The organism is Streptomyces venezuelae, assembly GCF_008642335.1.
Classification (GTDB): domain Bacteria; phylum Actinomycetota; class Actinomycetes; order Streptomycetales; family Streptomycetaceae; genus Streptomyces; species Streptomyces venezuelae_F.
Genome location: NZ_CP029191.1, coordinates 4,623,686 through 4,639,860, shown reverse-complemented (window position 1 = coordinate 4,639,860; position 16,175 = coordinate 4,623,686). Strand labels below are relative to the sequence as shown.

Sequence of the window (16,175 nt, the reverse complement as noted above, 5' to 3'; positions counted from 1 at the left end):
ACCCCCCGCGCAAAGCTACGGATCAGAACTGATCCGAGCCTGAACTGAGCCTGATTCAGGCCGCTGATGAGGGTCATCGTAAACCCACCTTTGAGGCCGTCAAGGCCGTGCACAGAAACAAAAGAACCCCACTCCGGAATTGTTCCGGGGTGGGGTTCTCATGACCGACAAGGGTCAAAGGGGCGCGAGGAAACGCAGCGCCTCGAACCGCCTCACGCGGCCGCAGGCACCTTCCGCGACGGCCGCGCGTCCTCCATCGAGTCGGACGACTCCGACGAGGAGTCCGCCGCGTCGAACTCCTCGAGCGACGACGCCGAAGCCCGCTCGTACGCCTCGCGGTCGAGGATCTTCTCGCGGGCCGCGACGATGACCGGGACCAGCGCCTGGCCGGCGACGTTCGTCGCGGTGCGCATCATGTCGAGGACCGGGTCGATGGCGAGGAGCAGGCCCACGCCCTCCATCGGGAGGCCGAGCGTCGACAGGGTCAGCGTCAGCATGACCGTGGCGCCGGTCAGACCCGCCGTCGCGGCCGAGCCGACGACGGACACGAACGCGATGAGCAGGTACTCCTTGATGCCCAGGTTCACGTCGAAGATCTGCGCGACGAAGATCGCGGCGATCGACGGGTAGATCGCGGCGCAGCCGTCCATCTTGGTCGTGGCGCCGAAGGGCACGGCGAAGGACGTGTACTCCTTCGGGACACCGAGGCGCTCGGTGACCTTCTGGGTGATCGGCATGGTGCCGACCGAGGAGCGGGAGACGAAGGCCAGCTGGATCGCGGGCCAGGCGCCCTTGAAGAACTGGAGCGGGTTGACCTTGGCGACGAACGCGAGGAGCAGCGGGTAGACGCCGAAGAGGACGAGCGCGCAGCCGATGTAGATGTCGGCGGTGAACGTCGCGTACTTGCTGATGAGGTTCCAGCCGTAGTCCGCGATGGCGAAGCCGATGAGGCCGATGGTGCCGATCGGGGAGAGCTTGATGACCCACCACAGGGCCTTCTGGAGGAGGGCGAGCACCGACTCGCTCAGCTCCAGGATCGGCTGCGCCTTGTCGCCGATCTTCAGCACGGCGATACCGGCGACGGCGGCCATGAAGACGATCTGCAGGACGTTCAGATCCGTGAAAGGCGTGACGACGTTCGTCGGGATGATCCCGGTGAGGAAGTCGATCCAGGAGCCCGTGTGGTCGGGGGCCTTGCCGTCCTTCGGGGTGAGGCCGGTGCCGGAGCCGGGGTTGGTGAGCAGGCCGATGGCGAGGCCGATGGCGACCGCGATCAGCGATGTGATCATGAACCAGAGCAGCGTGCGGGTGGCGAGCCGTGCGGCGTTGTTGACCTTACGCAGGTTGGTGATCGACACCAGGATGGCGAAGAAGACGAGCGGGGCGACCGCGAGCTTCAGCAGGCCGATGAAGGTGTCGCCGACCTTGGAGAGGGTCGTGACCAGCCACGAGATGTCCTGGCTGCGGGCGAGCCAGCCGAGCAGGACGCCCAGCACGAGGCCGCCGAGGATCTGCGCCCAGAACGGGATCTTGAGGAACTTGGGTATCCGGAAGCCGGACTGGGGCTTCTCGGTCTGGCCGGCCTTGTCGGCGGGCGTCGCGGAATTCGCGGACACGGACACACTCCGGTGAGGAAAGTCAGGGGGAGGGGGACGTACGGGAGCGGCGACCGCGAAGGGTCAGCGGCGCCACTGCAGCGGGGTCACTTTCAGATGTGACAGGCCGCGGACATGCAGCGGCAGAGGTCGACATGCAGGCGCGCCACGAGCGGGACGCTCATGGCGTTGTGGTGCGCTGCTGCTGTCTTCATGTCGAATACGTTAACACTCGTGCTTTGAGAACATCAAAGGTCTTGTTTGAGGTAAGAGGAGGGACCGCGCAGCACAAGCGCCCCACGACGCCCCACAACGCACGGAACCCCGGCCCCGGAGCGGTGCTCCGGAACCGGGGTCCCCGAAAGTGTGTGACGTAACTTACGAACGCGCGCCTTACGAACCCTGCGCCTGCGCCCGCGCCCGCGCCACGTCGTCCGCCTCGTCCTCCTGGCTGCGGTTCGCCTCCAGGTTCGCCTTGGCGCGGTCCACGCGTGCGACGACGGTCTCCGAGGCGCGGTCCCGCTCCTTGCGGAGGACCACGAAGCTGATCGGCGCGGAGATGACCAGCGCGAGCAGCAGCACCCAGAGCAGGTTGGACTCACCGAGGCCGCGCGGCAGGATCTCCGAGTAGACGAGGCCCCAGACGACCAAGAAGCAACCCACGAAGATCCCGAGGCGCATCAGCGTGTAGCGGAGCATGTCAATCCACTCTTCCGTTCCGAAATGGGCCCGAGTAGGACGAGCCTCTCCAGTGAAGCACGGAGAACTCGGCCCCCGGCAAGGGGGGCATCCCTACGACAGCTGCCGCAGCAGCACGACGTCGTCGCGGTCGTCGCCCGGCGCGACCCGTATGGCGCCGGGCACCCGCCCGACCTCCTTGTAGCCGCAGGACGCGTAGAAGTGCTCCAGGCCCGTGCCGCCCCGGCAGGTGAGCCGGATCGCGTCCGTGCCGTCCAGCGTGCGGGCCGCGTCCTCGACGGCCGCCATCAGGTCGCGGCCGTACCCCTTGCCCTGGTGCCGGGGGTGGACCATGACCGTGTAGAGCCATATCCAGTGCCGCATGAGGCGGTGCGTGTTGTGGGTGAGGAACGCGGTCGCGGCGACGGCGCCGTCCTCGTCGTACCCCACGAGGAGCCGGGTCCGGCCCTCGCTCATCGCGGCGAGGTGCCGGACGAACTCGGGCCGTATCTCCTCGGGCGTCGTCGGCGGCACGAACCCGACGGCCCCGCCGGCGTTGGTGACGTCGGCCCACAGGGCGAGGACACCGTCGCGCAGCGCAGCATCCACCGGCGGATCCAACCGAAAAGCGAGCGACATGGACGAAATCCCCGGCCCCGTCCTCAGACCCGCATCGCCTGCGGCGTCTCCCGCAGCAGCGGGTCGGGCCCGTCGTACTCCCGGATCGCCTCGTACCGCGTGTTCCGCTCGACCGGGCGGAACCCGGCCTCGCGGATCAGGTCGAGGAGGTCCTCGCGGGTCAGCTTGTTCGGCGTGCCGAAGTTGTCCGCGTCGTGCGTGATCTTGTACTCGACGACCGAGCCGTCCATGTCGTCCGCGCCGTGCTGCAGGGCGAGCTGCGTGGTGTGCAGGCCGTGCATGACCCAGAAGACCTTGACGTGCGGGACGTTGTCGAAGAGGAGCCGCGACACCGCGAAGGTCTTCAGCGCCTCCGCGCCGGACGCCATCTTCGTGCGCGCCTGGAGGCGGTTCCTGACCTTGCCGTCCTGCATGTCGACGAAGTCGTGCTGGTAGCGCAGCGGGATGAAGACCTGGAAGCCGCCGGTCTCGTCCTGGAGCTCACGCAGGCGCAGGACGTGGTCGACGCGGTGACGGCGCTCCTCGATGTGGCCGTACAGCATCGTGCTCGGGGTCTTGAGACCCTTCTCGTGCGCGAGGCGGTGGATGCGCGACCAGTCCTCCCAGTGGGTGCGGTGGTCGACGATGTGCTGGCGCACTTCCCAGTCGAAGATCTCCGCGCCGCCACCCGTGAGCGACTCCAGGCCCGCCTCGATCAGCTCGTCGAGGATCTCGGAGGCGGGCATCCCCGAGATCGTCTCGAAGTGGTGGATCTCGGTGGCGGTGAAGGCCTTCAGGGAGACGTTCGGGAGCGCCTTCTTGAGCTCGCTGAGCGAGCGCGGGTAGTAGCGCCACGGCAGGTTGGGGTGCAGGCCGTTGACGATGTGCAGCTCGGTGAGGTTCTCGCCCTCCATCGCCTTGGCGAGGCGGACGGCCTCCTCGATGCGCATCGTGTACGCGTCCTTCTCGCCCGGCTTGCGCTGGAACGAGCAGTACGCGCAGGACGCGGTGCACACGTTCGTCATGTTGAGGTGCCGGTTGACGTTGAAGTGCACGACGTCGCCGTTCTTGCGGGTGCGCACCTCGTGGGCGAGCCCGCCGAGCCAGGCCAGGTCGTCCGACTCGTAGAGCGCGATGCCGTCCTCGCGGGACAACCGCTCACCGGCCCGGACCTTGTCCTCTAGATCGCGCTTGAGCCCTGCGTCCATGCCTCGCCCTTACCTCTCCCTACGACCTGCCACAAACTCACGCCAACGGTACTCCCCCACCCTTCGGGCGGGAGGTGCCCCCAGACGTGGCGCTCCGCGCCTAGGATTCCCCTTCGGGCAGCTCTCCGACCCGGTTCTCCCACTTGGTGGAGAGCACGATGGTGGTCCGCGTGCGGGAGACGCCCCGCGTGCCGCTGAGGCGGCGGATCGTCTTCTCCAGGCCGTCCACGTCGCTGGCCCTGACCTTGAGCATGTACGAGTCGTCGCCCGCGATGAACCAGCAGTCCTCGATCTCGTGCAGGTCCTTCAGGCGCCGTGCCACGTCCTCGTGGTCGGCGGCGTCGGAGAGCGAGATGCCGATGAGGGCGATGACGCCGAGGCCGAGCGAGGCGGAGTCGACGGTCGCGCGGTAACCCGTGATGACACCGGCCGCCTCCAGGCGGTTGATCCGGTCCGTGACGCTGGGCCCGGAGAGGCCGACGAGCCGGCCGAGTTCGGCGTACGACGCCCGTCCGTTCTCCCGCAAAGCCTGGATGAGCTGCCTGTCCACGGCGTCCATAGGTGCGATGCCTTTCATTATTCAGCGATACCGCGAGTCTATGTGTAGAATCTAAGGCGTAACAGGGTCTAGCCCCTGTGAATCTTTCTCAATCTCAGCCGATCAACGACGATCCTTCAGGAGTGAGTCACCCGTGTACTCGATCGAGATGGCCTACGCCCGCATGCGCGAGCTCCAGGACATGGCCAACCGCTCGCGTGCCCACAAGACCGCCGCGCCCAAGGCCCGCGCGAAGCGCGCCGCCAAGAAGCGCTAACCCCCCTGGGAGCCGGAGCCCAGCTCTCCCTCCCACCGGCGGTAGAGGCTGTGCGGCACCCGTGCCGCGTCCAGCACCCGCCCGGCGACGAAGTCCACCAGATCCTGGATGTGCGTCGCCCCCGCGTAGAACGCCGGAGAGGCGGGCAGCACGATCGCGCCCGCCTCGTCCAGGCTCACCAAGTGCTTCAGCGTCTGTCCGTTCAGCGGCGTCTCGCGTACGCAGACCACGAGCCGTCGGCCTTCCTTCAGCGTCACGCTCGCCGACCGCTGCAGCAGATCCTTCGAGAGCCCCAGCGCCACCCCGGCCACACACGCCGTGGACGCCGGCACGATCAGCATCCCCTTCGTCGCGTACGAGCCTGAAGACGGCCCCGCCGCCAGGTCACCGGCCGACCAGTACCGCACGTCGGACACGTCCGGGTCGAACACCCCCGGCTTGCCGTCCGCGCCGCGCGCCAGCCACTGCCGCAGATCGTCCCGCCAGTGCGCGTCCCGGAAGGCGATCCCCGTCTCGTCGAGCAGCGTCAGACGTGAGGCCCGGGACACGACGAGGTCCACGCTCTCCCCCGCCGCGAGCAGCGCACGCAGCACGGCGGCGGCGTACGGAGTGCCCGAGGCACCCGACACCCCCACGATCCAAGGCCTACGCTCTGTATCTCCTGGGTTCACGCTGTGAAGCCTATCCCCGGGCCGTTCACACGGTGAGGCCGCGTACGAGCAGATCGAGCAGCGCGCACGCGAACAGGGCGATCCCGATGAATCCGTTCACCTGGAAGAAGGCACGGTTCAGACGGGACAGGTCGTGCGGGCGCACGATCGAGTGCTCGTAGACGAACGCTCCGGCGACGACCGCGATGCCGAGCCAGAAGAACGCACCCGCGTCGGTGACCGCCGCGTACCAGACGAAGAGCGCCGTGGTCACCAGGTGACAGGCGCGGGCGCCCCAGATCGCGGCCGGGATGCCGAACCGCGCGGGCACCGACTTCACGCCGACCTCACGGTCCGTCTCCACGTCCTGACAGGCGTAGATCAGGTCGAAGCCGCCGATCCAGACGCCGACCGCGAGCCCGAGGATCACCGCCTGCCAGGACCACTCGCCGGTGACCGCGAGCCAGGCGCCGATCGGGCCGATCGCCTGGGCGAGACCGAGGATCGCCTGCGGGAAGTTCGTGAACCGCTTGCCGTACGGATAGACGACCATCGGGACCACCGCGACGGGCGCGAGCGCCAGACAGAGCGGGTTGAGCAGCGCCGCGGAGCCGAGGAACACGGCGAGCGCGATCAGCGCGCCCGTCCACGCGGACTTCACCGACACCGCGCCCGTGACGAGCTCGCGGTGCGCGGTGCGCGGATTGCGGGCGTCGATCTCGCGGTCGATGATCCGGTTCGCCGCCATGGCGAACGTCCGCAGCCCCACCATGCACACCGTCACCAGGAGCAGCCGCCCCCAGTGGATGTTCTCGTCCAGCCGGAACATCGCGGTCAGCGCGGCGATGTACGCGAACGGCAGCGCGAACACGGAGTGCTCGATCATCACGAGCCGAAGAAAGGCCTTGGTGCGCCCCGGCTGCGGGATCGCGGCTGATGCTGAACTCACGAGAGTCCGTACTCCTTCCAGCGACGGTCGACCTTCGCCGCGACCATCGGGTCCGACTCGACCATGTTCGGCCAGCCGCCGTCGCGTACGTAGCCCTCCTCGGGCAGCTTCTTCGTCGCGTCGATGCCCGCCTTGCCGCCCCAGAACTGCTGGTAGGAGGCGTGGTCGAGGTGGTCGACGGGGCCCTCGACGACCGTGAGGTCGCGGGCGTAGTCCGTGTTGCCGAGCGCGCGCCAGGACACCTCGTGCAGGTTGTGCACGTCGCAGTCCTTGTCCACCACGATGATCAGCTTCGTCAGGGACATCATGTGCGCGCCCCAGATCGCGTGCATGACCTTCTGCGCGTGCTTCGGGTACTTCTTGTCGATCGAGACGATCGCGCAGTTGTGGAAGCCGCCCGACTCCGGCAGGTGGTAGTCGACGATGTCCGGGACGATCACCTTGAGGAGAGGGAGGAAGAACCTCTCCGTCGCGCGGCCCAGCGGGCCGTCCTCCGTCGGCGGGCGGCCGACCACGATGGACTGGAGCAGCGGCCGCTTCCGCATCGTCACACAGTCGATCTTGAGTGCGGGGAACGGTTCCTGCGGCGTGTAGAAGCCCGTGTGGTCGCCGAAGGGGCCCTCGGGGAGCATCTCACCCGGCTCCAGCCAGCCCTCGATGACGACCTCGGCGTGCGCGGGGACCTGGAGCGGCACCGTCTTGCAGTCGACCATCTCGACGCGCTTGCCCTGGATGAACCCGGCCAGCATGTACTCGTCCATGTCACCGGGCAGCGGCGCCGTCGAGGCGTACGTCACCGCGGGCGGACAGCCGAAGGCGATGGCGACCGGCAGCTTCTCGCCCCTGCGGGCGGCCACCTGGTAGTGGTTGCGGCTGTCCTTGTGGATCTGCCAGTGCATGCCGATGGTGCGCTTGTCGTGGCGCTGCAGGCGGTACAGACCCAGGTTGCGGACGCCGGTGTCGGGATCCTTGGTGTGGGTCAGGCCCAGGTTGAAGAAGGAACCGCCGTCCTCGGGCCACGTGAAGAGCGCGGGCAGCTGCTCCAGGTCCACGTCGTCGCCGGTGAGGACGGTCTCCTGCACGGGCGCGCTGTCGGACTTCACCTTCTTCGGCGGTACGTGCGTCATCGCGCCGAGCTTCCCGAACGCCTCGCGCACCCCGACGAAGCCGTGCGGCAGCTCCGGCTTGAGCAGGCCGCCGATCTTCTCGCTGATCTCGTCGTACGACTTCAGGCCGAGCGCCTTCAGGAGGCGGCGGTCCGTCCCGTACACGTTCATCGCCAGGGGCATCGCCGAGCCCTTGACGTTCTCGAAGAGGAGCGCGGGACCGCCGGCCTTCTGCACCCGGTCGACGATCTCACCGACCTCCAGGTACGGGTCGACCTCGGCCTTGATGCGCTTGAGATCGCCCTCGCGGTCCAGTGCCCGGAGCAGGGAGCGAAGATCGTCGTAAGCCATGCGTTCCAGTATCCGGCACCGGTTACCCTGGCCCCGTCACCGGGGGCACGCACGCCACCCGCCGCAACCGCTTGGGGGATCGCGCCACCATGCTCAGGTATCTGCCGTTCCTGCTGGTCCTGGCGGTGTGGATCTACGCCTTCATCGATGTCCTGAACACTCCGGAGAAAGAGGTCAGGCATCTGCCCAAGGTGGTGTGGGTCATCATCGTGCTCCTCTTCGGAGAGGTGCTGCTCGGCCCCATCGCCTGGTTCGTCACCGGCAAGAAGCGGCACGCGCCGGGCGGTGCGGGAGGCGGCGGCAGGACCCGCTGGGTCGCGCCCGACGACAACCCGGAGTTCCTGAAGTCCCTGCGGGACGAGACCCCGGACGAGAACAAACGCGACGAGAACGAGCCCGACGAGAACAGGCGCGACAAGGGCAGCGAGGGCTGACGGCCGTGGAACTGCGGCTGCTCGTGACCTTCGAGAAGGTCGCCACCGTCCTCAGCTTCACCCGCGCCGCCACCGAGCTGAAGTACGCGCAGTCCAGCGTCACCAGCCAGATCCGCGCCCTGGAGACCTCCCTCGGCACGGAGCTCTTCGACCGGCTCGGCAGCCGCATCCGGCTCACCGAGGCGGGCGAGCGGCTGCTGCCCTACGCCCGGCAGATCATCGAGCTGTCCGACGAGGCACGGTCCGCCGTCGTCGGCGCCGAGGAACCCTCCGGCGCCATCGCGGTCGGCACCATGGAGTCGCTGACGTCCTACCGGCTGCCGCCGCTCCTCGAACTCTTCCACCACCGCTATCCGAAGGTGCGGCTCTCGCTGCGCCCCACGCTGGGCGACGAGACCCGGCAGGCGCTGCGGCAGGGGACGTACGACGTGGGCTTCCTGATGGAGCCGGAGACCGAGCACCAGGGTCTGGAGACCGAGGTTCTGGCGCGGGAGCCGCTGGTCCTGGTCTGCGCGCCCGCCCATCCGCTCGCGGCGCGCGGCGCGGCCGCCCTCACCACGGAGGACCTGGCCTCGGCGCAGCTCGTCGGCACCGAGCCCGGCTGTCCGTACCGGGACCTCTTCGAGGGGGAACTGCGCGAACAGACCGGCACGCCACCCCCCTTCATGGAGTTCGGCACCATCGAGGCGACGAAGCAGGGGGTGGCGGGCGGTCTGGGTGTCGCTCTGCTGCCGGCCGTGACAGTGGCCAGGGAGCTGGCGGCCGGCACGCTCGTCCGGCTGGACTGGGAGCCGCCGTTCACACTGTGGACGCAGCTCGCGTGGCGGTCGGGGAAGCGTCTCGCTCCGCAGGTGCGGCTGTTCGTCGAGCAGGCCGTGCGGCTCGTGCGGGAGCAGGGTTCGCCGTCCGGGCCAGCGTGACCTTGAGGCTCGCGGCGACGATGAGCGGGACGCCGAGGGCCTGGACGAGCCCGATGTGGTGGCCGTAGACCGCCCAGTCGGCGACCATCGCGACGGCCGGGTAGGTGAAGGCGAGCACGGCGATCTTGGCGGTGGGGAGCTTGGCGTACGCCGCGTACATCAGGACGTACATGAGGCCGGTGTGGATCACGCCGAGTCCGGCGAGCCAGGCCCATCCGGCGCCGGTGCCGCTCATCGCGCCGAAGTCGGTGAAGGGCAGCAGCAGCGGGATGCCGACGACGACCTGGACGAGGGCGATCAGGTGCGGGCGGACGCCGGTGACGCGCTTGGTGACGAGGGTGGACAGGGCGTAGAGGACGGCGGCGGCGAGCGCGAGGCCGATGCCCGCGAGCGATCCCGCGTCACCCGGCCGCACCCCCGAGACCAGGATGAGCCCCGCGAACGCGGCCACCAGCCAGCCCAGTTGGGAGCGGGACAGACGCTCGCGCAGGACGAGGGCGCTGAGCAGCACCAGGAAGAACGGCTGCGTGTGGTAGACGACGGTGGCCAGGGAGATCGAGCTGGCCTCGTACGCCTTGAAGAGGAACACCCAGTTGAAGACGATGAACACCCCGCCGAGCGCGGCGAGTCCGAGCTTCTTGAGGGTGAGTCCGTGGTCGCGGAAGTAACCGCGGGCGAACGCGTACGCGCCGAGGGCGAGGGCGCCGAACAGGACGCGGAAGAAGACGACGTTGAAGGCGGAGGCGCCGGACTCGACGACGAAGATGCCGAGGGTGCCGGACAACATCATGGCGGCGGTGAGCTGGGCCGTGCCCGTGCGCTCGGAGAGCTTGGTGGAGGTCATGTCCATGAAGCTACGAGCGGACGTATGCGCTGGTCCACGCGCCAGTGGGGCGTCCTTCCGATGGCTCCATCGGTGCTGTCGATGAGGCCTGACAGGGGGCTCGGGCGGGCACGATGCAGAGCATGAGCAGCGCATCCGCGAGCAGCGCGTCCCGCATCCCGACCATCGATCTGCGCCCCTGGCTCTCCGACGACGCCGACGCCCGCGCGCGGACGGCACGGACCGTCGACGAGGCGCTGCGCGGCGCCGGTTTCCTCCTGGTGACCGGGCACGGCGTCGACCCCGCGCTGCGTGCGGCGATCCGCTCCTCGGCGCGCGGCTTCTTCCACCTCCCCCGGCGCGCCAAGCGTCCGTACGCGGTGAAGGTCGGCGGTCGCGGCTGGCTGGGGCCGGGCGCCGAGGCGAACAGCTACGCGGAGGGCACGGCCGCTCCCCCGGACCTCAAGGAGTCGCTGTCCTTCGCCGCAGACGAGCCGACGGGGAACGCGGCGGTCGACGCGGAGTGGTTCGCGGCGAACACGTGGCCGGAGGAGACGCCGGAACTGCGGGCCCTGGTGACGACGTATCTGCGGGAGATGCGGACGCTCTCGGACCGCCTCCTCGGACTCCTCGGCGTGGCGCTGGGCGAGCCGGAGGACTACTTCACCCGCCACACCGGGCACCCCACGTGGGGCTTCAACATCAACTGGTATCCGGGCCGCGAGACCGTGGGCGAGCCGGAGCCGGGCCAGTTCCGCATCGGCCCGCACACGGACTTCGGCACGGTCACGGTCCTCGACCGCGAGGCGGGCCGGGGCGGTCTCCAGGTCTTCACTGACGAAGACGGCTGGCAGGACGCCCCGTTCGCCCCGGAGGCGTTCACGGTCAACATCGGCGACCTGATGGCCCGCTGGACCGCCGGCCGCTGGCAGTCGGGCCGCCACCGCGTCCTGCCCCCACCGGCCGACCTGCCCGCCGAGGAGCTGATGTCCCTCGTGTACTTCTACGAGTGCGATCCGGGCACCGACGTACGCGGTGTGGACTCGCACGTGTACCTGCGGGCCCAACTGGACGCGATCACCGTGGAGTAGCCGTCTCGTACATGTCGCGGAGCTCCTGCCAGCGGGCCGTCGTCCACGTCGACCAGTCCTTGGGGCGGCCGTCCAGCGCGTCCGAGAGCAGCCCGAAGTGGTCGTGCCAGCCGGCGAGGCAGTCGAGCCGCAGCGCGTCGTCGCCCTCGAACTCGTTGGTGAACCGCAGCGTGGTGCCGGCCGCCCCGACACGTTCGAGGTGGAACCGGCACCGGCCGTGCAGGTCGATCGTGTACTCGGCGACGACGCCCGGGTCCCAGGCGGTGACACGCCCGGAGTGCGTGGCGTCCTCGCCGCCGTTGAGCCAGCGCAGGGTGACGGCGCCGCCGAGCCGGGGCTCGAACACGTCGGCGGCGGCGAGCCACCCCGGCAGCCCGCCGGGGGTGGCCACCGCCGCCCAGACCTTGTCCACGGGGTGGGGAAGGTGCAGTTCGTACTGGAGGTGCTGGGTGGAGCCGTCCGTGCGGCTCGTGCCCTGTCCGATCGTCGCGGTCATGGCCCAAGCGTGGCCCGGCGGGACCGGTTCCGCACTCCTGACACGGGCGTACTTACGGGCGCTCGCCCAGCTTGTCGACGACGGCGCGCTCCAGGATCGCGCTGTGACCGAGCACATCGCCCTTCTTCGGACCGTACGGCAGGTCCTCGACCGCCACTTCCCGTGCGCCGAGGAACCGCTTGGTCTCCCTGTCGAAGATCAGTTCCTGGCGCTCGCCCTGGTCCTCGCGGGCGATGGCGACGCCGTGCCGCCCTTCGGCGTCGACCGCGTCGTCGATCAGCTGGACGCCGGGAATCCTGGACGCCGCGAGGTAGAGCGCTGCCGCTTGCTTCGGTGGCATCAGCGACTCGTAGGAGAGATCGCCGACCAGCACGAAGGCGGCCTGGTCGGCGGTGGTGTCGCCGTCGGCCTCCCGGTGAATCCAGTCGAGCATGTCGGCCGGGCCGGTGGGCAGCTTCTGCAGGTTGCGGTAGTTGGTGTCCGACGGCAGCGAGGACCCTTCGTGCTTCAGGATCTCGTTCTGGAAGCCGCCTTCGGGCTCGTTCAACATGTCGTCGTGCCGGCCGTCCACCGAAAGCCAGAACTCACGGGTGTGGACGGGTTCGAGTCTCATCGGCCCGTCGTCACCGCCCGCCATGAAGGCGCCCTTGCTCTTGATGTACACGAACTGGTCGTCCCGTAGCCCCTTTGGCGCGGGCTGCGCCTCCGCCGCCGCCGCGATCGACTCCAGCATCCGCACGGTCTCCTTCGACGGCGGGTCCGCCTGCGCCGCCCGGTCGCCGAACGGCGAGGCGACCAGGACGCCCGCCACGACCGTCGCGGCGACCGCTCCCGCCACCAGCGCGGGGCGGAACCACACCTTGGGCGTCTTCTCGTCCCGCTTCTGCCGGATCTCGGTCACCAGGTGCTCCTTGAGCAGGTGATGACGTCCCGGCGGAAGGTCGCGCTCGGGAAGCTCGTTCATCGGATTCCCTCCCTGATCGGCGATTTCACCGCTTTTGTGAGTTTCGCGCGGGCCCGCGAGAGCCGGGAGCGCACCGTGCCGACGGGGATGCCGAGCGCGGCGGCCGCCGACCCGTAGTCGAGCCCCGACCACACGCACAGCGCCAGCACCTCCCGCTCGGCGCGGCGCAGCTCCGCCAGGGCCGTGCGGACGAGGGAGAGCTGCTCCCCGTCGTCGATGCGCCCGGCGAGCTCGTCCGCGAAGTCGGCGACGACCTCGTCCCGCGGCAGACGGGCGACGGCGGCCGCGTGCCGGCGTGCGGCCCTGCGCGTGTTGCGGGTGACGTTCGTGGCGACGCCGAGCAGCCAGGGCCGCAGCGACCCGCCGTCCGCGTCGACGCGCCCGCGCAGCCGCCACGCGTCGAGGAAGGTGAGGGACATGATGTCCTCGGCGGCCGACCAGTCGCCCGTCAGCCGGTAGGCGTGGTTGTAGACGGCGCGCGCGTACGCGTCGAAGAGGTCGCCGAACGCGTCGGGGTCCCCGTCCCTGATGCGGCCGCGCAGCGCTCCGTGCCGTGCCTGTAGTTCCCCCTGATTCGTGTCCACGCCCTCTACCTGTCCGAACGGAAGAAGCCGGTTCCCGTGACCTGGGTCACGGAAACCGGCTTCTTCAGGCGGTGTGCGTCGCTCAGACTCCGGCGTACGAGTGCTTGCCGGTGACGAAGATGTTCACGCCGTAGTAGTTGAACAGCCAGCAGCCGAAGGCGATCAGGGCCAGGTAGGCGGCCTTGCGGCCCTTCCAGCCCGCCGTGGCGCGGGCGTGCAGGTAACCGGCGTAGGCGACCCACGTGATGAAGGACCAGACCTCCTTGGGGTCCCAGCCCCAGTAGCGGCCCCACGCGTCGCCCGCCCAGATCGCGCCCGCGATGATCGTGAACGTCCACAGCGGGAAGATCGCGGCGTTCAGCCGGTACGAGAACTTGTCGAGCGACGCCGCCGAGGGCAGCCGCTCCAGGACGGACGTGGCGAACTTGCCGGGCTGCCCGCCGCCCGCCAGCTTCGTCTCGTAGCTGTCGCGGAAGAGGTAGAGCATCGTCGAGACGAACCCGACATAGAAGACCGCGCCGCAGAAGATCGCGGTGGAGACGTGGATCCACAGCCAGTACGAGTGCAGCGCGGGGACCAGCTGGTCGCTGTCGGTGTACAGGACGGTGACGGCGAGACCGAGGTCCAGCAGGACCGAGGTGACCAGCGGCAGACCGAGCCAGGCGATGGGCTTCTTCAGCGCGAGCAGCGTCAGGTACACACCGACGGCGACGGTGGAGAAGGTGATGTTGAACTCGTACATGTTGCCCCACGGCGCGCGCTGCACCGACAGGGCGCGGGTGAGCACGCCGCCGAACTCGAGCAGGAACGCGAGGACCGTGAGGGACACGGCGATACGGCCGTAGAGGTCGCCCTTCTCGTCGCCCGCGGAGGCGCCGGGCCCGTCGGGCACGTCACGGGTGCCGGTCACGGACCGGGTGACGACCTTGGGGCGCTCCAGGGTGGCGGTGCCGCCCTTGGCCTGCGCGGTGACGGCGGGCGCGGCCGCGGCGGCCGTCTTCCTGCCGGGCGTGAGCGCCGCCGCCGTGCGGGCGACCTTGCTGCGGCTGCCGAAGAGCCACTCCGCCATGTGCGCGAAGAACGCCAGGAGGTAGACGGCCATCGCGGAGTAGATCAGCACGTTGCTGATGTGCGCGAGATTCTCGTTGGGCTCGGCGGCCAGGGTGGTGGCGAGATTCACTTCTCAGCCCCTTCGGCAGGTTCGGGGTCCTGTTCGGGCGCGGTCGGCGCCTGATCGTGCAGGTGGGCGGCGAGCTGGGAGAGCTCTTCGGGGACCTTGGCGGACTCACTGCGGCCGAGGCCCGCCATCTCGACGACGGTGACGCCGTCGGCGCCCTTGACCGCCCGCACCCAGACACGGCGGCGCTGGATGAACAGGGATCCCGCGAGGCCCGCGACGGCGGCGATCGCCCCGCCCAGTGCCCACCCGGTGCCGGGCTGCTGCGAGATCTGGAACGTCGCCCACTCCTTGAGGTCCTTCTCGAAGGTGATCGAACCCGCGCCGTCGGGGAGCTTCATGGTCTCACCGGGGCGCAGCCGCTGCTTGAGCAGCTCGCCCTTGGCGTCCTTGAACTTCGTCATCTTGCGGGTGTCCAGCTGGTACACGTTCTGCGGGACACCGGCGTTCACGCCGAGGCTGCCGTGGTACGCGGACAGGGCGAGGACCGGGTAGTTCGCGGCGGGGAACTGCGAGAACATCTGGCCCTTGCCGACACCGGCGAAGGTCGGCACGAAGAAGGCGTTGAAGCCGAGCTGGTCGGGCTTGCCGTTCTTGTCGCGGTAGCCGTCCATGACCTTGATGGCGCCGGTCGAGGTGCCGTTCTGGTCGATGGGGAGCACCGGCACGGACGCCTGGTAGACGATCTTGCCCTTGCCGTCGCGGACGGTGACGGCGGGCGCGAAGCCGTGCCCGATCAGGTAGACCTTCGAGCCGTCGACCTCCAGCGGCTCGTTGACCTCGATGGACTTCTTCTTCTCGGGGCCGTCGGCGCCTTCGCTGTAGGTGACGTCCGCGCGGTAGGTGCGGGCCGTGCCGCGGTTGGGGCCCGACTCCTCGTACGTCCCCACGAACTTGTCGAGCTTGAAGCTGAAGGGCGCCAGGTCGTCGGTGTCGTAGAGGCTGCCGGACTTGAAGTCGTCGTACTGACTGAGGGTGTTCGCGAAGCCGTCGCCCTCCATGACCAGCTTGCCGCCCTCGGACTTGAAGAGCTGCCCGGCGGCGAACGCGATCAGCATCACGATCAGCGCGATGTGGAAGAGCAGGTTGCCCGCCTCGCGCAGGTAGCCCTTCTCGGCGGCGACGGAGCTGCCGGCGCCGGAACCGGCGGTGTGGGCGCGGAAGCGGCGCTGCTTGAGCATCGCGAGCGCGGCCTCGTGCACCTGCTCGGGCTCGGCCTCGGTGCGCCACGTCGTGTACGCGGGCAGCCGGGTCAGCTTCTTGGGTGCGCCCGGCGGGCGGCCGCGGAGCTGGCCGACGAACTGCCAGGTGCGGGGCACGATGCAGCCGATGAGGGAGACGAACAGCAGGATGTAGATCGCGGAGAACCACACCGAGCTGTAGACGTCGAAGAGCTGCAGCTTGTCGTAGAACGGCCCGAGCGTGGTGTGCCGGTCCATGAAGTCCTGGACCTTGAGCTCGTCGACGTTGTTCTGCGGGATCAGGGATCCCGGGATCGCGCCGAGGGAGAGCAGCAGCAGGAGGATGAGCGCGACGCGCATCGAGGTGAGCTGCCGCCAGAACCAGCGGATCCACCCGATGACACCGAGCCGCGGCAGGTTGGGCGCGTCGTCGCGGTCGCGTGGGGCGGTCGACAGCTTGGCGCCCGCGGCTTCGTAGTCCTTCCGGTCCTCGGTGGTCCCGGTCGCGCTGTCAGGAGCTTCGGTCTTGCTCATG

The 16,175-nt window shown here is 69.2% G+C and carries 17 protein-coding genes and 1 pseudogene; 4 read left to right on the top strand and 14 right to left on the bottom strand.

What is annotated here, in order from left to right; all coding sequences use genetic code 11:
* Positions 1-212: 212 nt before the first annotated feature.
* From DEJ49_RS21065 to DEJ49_RS21045, 5 genes are all read right to left on the bottom strand, one after another.
* The gene (locus DEJ49_RS21065; RefSeq protein ID WP_223832924.1) at positions 213-1,616 is read right to left on the bottom strand and encodes a dicarboxylate/amino acid:cation symporter; all 1,404 of its coding nucleotides are present in this window, start codon (positions 1,614-1,616) and stop codon (positions 213-215) included.
* A 372-nt stretch (positions 1,617-1,988) separates the two neighbouring features.
* Positions 1,989-2,294 carry a DUF4229 domain-containing protein gene (locus DEJ49_RS21060; RefSeq protein ID WP_150185575.1) on the bottom strand — a complete coding sequence of 102 codons (306 nt, stop codon included), beginning with the start codon at positions 2,292-2,294 and terminating at the stop codon, positions 1,989-1,991.
* Positions 2,295-2,387: 93 nt separating this feature from the next.
* Entirely contained in the window at positions 2,388-2,912 is a 525-nt protein-coding gene (locus DEJ49_RS21055) for a GNAT family N-acetyltransferase (protein WP_150185573.1), read from the bottom strand.
* A 23-nt stretch (positions 2,913-2,935) separates the two neighbouring features.
* Positions 2,936-4,099, bottom strand: coding sequence for an aminofutalosine synthase MqnE (gene mqnE, locus DEJ49_RS21050; RefSeq protein ID WP_150185571.1), 1,164 nt, complete (start codon positions 4,097-4,099; stop codon positions 2,936-2,938).
* 100 nt (positions 4,100-4,199) lie between these two features.
* On the bottom strand, positions 4,200-4,658 hold the full coding sequence (locus tag DEJ49_RS21045; protein ID WP_150188362.1) for an Lrp/AsnC family transcriptional regulator: 459 nt from the start codon (positions 4,656-4,658) through the stop codon (positions 4,200-4,202).
* Positions 4,659-4,791: 133 nt separating this feature from the next.
* On the opposite strand from DEJ49_RS21045, the gene DEJ49_RS36760 reads away from it, so the two are divergent.
* A complete protein-coding gene (locus tag DEJ49_RS36760; RefSeq protein WP_263398811.1) occupies positions 4,792-4,914 on the top strand; it encodes a hypothetical protein in 123 nt (40 codons plus the stop codon).
* Here DEJ49_RS36760 and DEJ49_RS21040 read toward each other — a convergent pair.
* From DEJ49_RS21040 to DEJ49_RS21030, 3 genes are read right to left on the bottom strand one after another with little or no spacing between them, the layout of a single operon-like run.
* Complete coding sequence (locus DEJ49_RS21040; RefSeq protein WP_150185569.1) at positions 4,911-5,585, bottom strand: UbiX family flavin prenyltransferase; 675 nt, start codon at positions 5,583-5,585, stop codon at positions 4,911-4,913. The genes DEJ49_RS36760 and DEJ49_RS21040 overlap by 4 nt on opposite strands.
* A 25-nt stretch (positions 5,586-5,610) precedes the next feature.
* Positions 5,611-6,513 (bottom strand): menaquinone biosynthesis prenyltransferase MqnP, encoded by a 903-nt coding sequence (gene mqnP / locus DEJ49_RS21035; RefSeq protein ID WP_150185568.1) that lies wholly within the window; start codon positions 6,511-6,513, stop codon positions 5,611-5,613.
* Entirely contained in the window at positions 6,510-7,970 is a 1,461-nt protein-coding gene (locus DEJ49_RS21030; protein ID WP_150185566.1) for a menaquinone biosynthesis decarboxylase, read from the bottom strand. The genes mqnP and DEJ49_RS21030 overlap by 4 nt, the downstream gene beginning before the upstream one ends.
* 89 nt (positions 7,971-8,059) lie before the next feature.
* Here DEJ49_RS21030 and DEJ49_RS21025 point away from each other — a divergent pair, with 89 nt between their 5' ends.
* The gene (locus DEJ49_RS21025; RefSeq protein ID WP_150185564.1) at positions 8,060-8,404 is read left to right on the top strand and encodes a PLD nuclease N-terminal domain-containing protein; all 345 of its coding nucleotides are present in this window, start codon (positions 8,060-8,062) and stop codon (positions 8,402-8,404) included.
* A 5-nt stretch (positions 8,405-8,409) separates the two neighbouring features.
* Positions 8,410-9,300: pseudogene (locus DEJ49_RS21020) on the top strand (LysR family transcriptional regulator); the annotation flags it as partial.
* Here the strand turns inward: DEJ49_RS21020 and DEJ49_RS21015 are convergent.
* Positions 9,203-10,168, bottom strand: a complete 966-nt coding sequence (locus DEJ49_RS21015) for a DMT family transporter (protein WP_223832923.1) — start codon at positions 10,166-10,168, stop codon at positions 9,203-9,205. The pseudogene DEJ49_RS21020 and the gene DEJ49_RS21015 sit on opposite strands and share 98 nt — an antisense overlap.
* Before the next feature lie 122 nt (positions 10,169-10,290).
* On the opposite strand from DEJ49_RS21015, the gene DEJ49_RS21010 reads away from it, so the two are divergent.
* Positions 10,291-11,238, top strand: a complete 948-nt coding sequence (locus DEJ49_RS21010) for an isopenicillin N synthase family dioxygenase (protein ID WP_150185563.1) — start codon at positions 10,291-10,293, stop codon at positions 11,236-11,238.
* Here the strand turns inward: DEJ49_RS21010 and DEJ49_RS21005 are convergent.
* The 5 genes from DEJ49_RS21005 to DEJ49_RS20985 all read right to left on the bottom strand — a co-directional run bounded on the left by DEJ49_RS21005 (position 11,225) and on the right by DEJ49_RS20985 (position 16,174).
* Positions 11,225-11,734 (bottom strand): SRPBCC domain-containing protein, encoded by a 510-nt coding sequence (locus tag DEJ49_RS21005; protein ID WP_150185561.1) that lies wholly within the window; start codon positions 11,732-11,734, stop codon positions 11,225-11,227. The genes DEJ49_RS21010 and DEJ49_RS21005 overlap by 14 nt on opposite strands.
* A 52-nt stretch (positions 11,735-11,786) precedes the next feature.
* The gene (locus tag DEJ49_RS21000) at positions 11,787-12,698 is read right to left on the bottom strand and encodes a CU044_5270 family protein (RefSeq protein ID WP_150185559.1); all 912 of its coding nucleotides are present in this window, start codon (positions 12,696-12,698) and stop codon (positions 11,787-11,789) included.
* Positions 12,695-13,282 carry an RNA polymerase sigma factor gene (locus DEJ49_RS20995; RefSeq protein WP_150185557.1) on the bottom strand — a complete coding sequence of 196 codons (588 nt, stop codon included), beginning with the start codon at positions 13,280-13,282 and terminating at the stop codon, positions 12,695-12,697. The genes DEJ49_RS21000 and DEJ49_RS20995 overlap by 4 nt, the downstream gene beginning before the upstream one ends.
* Positions 13,283-13,364: 82 nt before the next feature.
* Positions 13,365-14,462 (bottom strand): c-type cytochrome biogenesis protein CcsB, encoded by a 1,098-nt coding sequence (ccsB, locus tag DEJ49_RS20990; RefSeq protein WP_150185555.1) that lies wholly within the window; start codon positions 14,460-14,462, stop codon positions 13,365-13,367.
* Positions 14,459-16,174, bottom strand: a complete 1,716-nt coding sequence (locus tag DEJ49_RS20985; protein WP_150185554.1) for a cytochrome c biogenesis protein ResB — start codon at positions 16,172-16,174, stop codon at positions 14,459-14,461. Before DEJ49_RS20985 ends, ccsB begins: the two co-directional genes overlap by 4 nt.
* Between the last annotated feature and the right edge of the window lies 1 nt (position 16,175).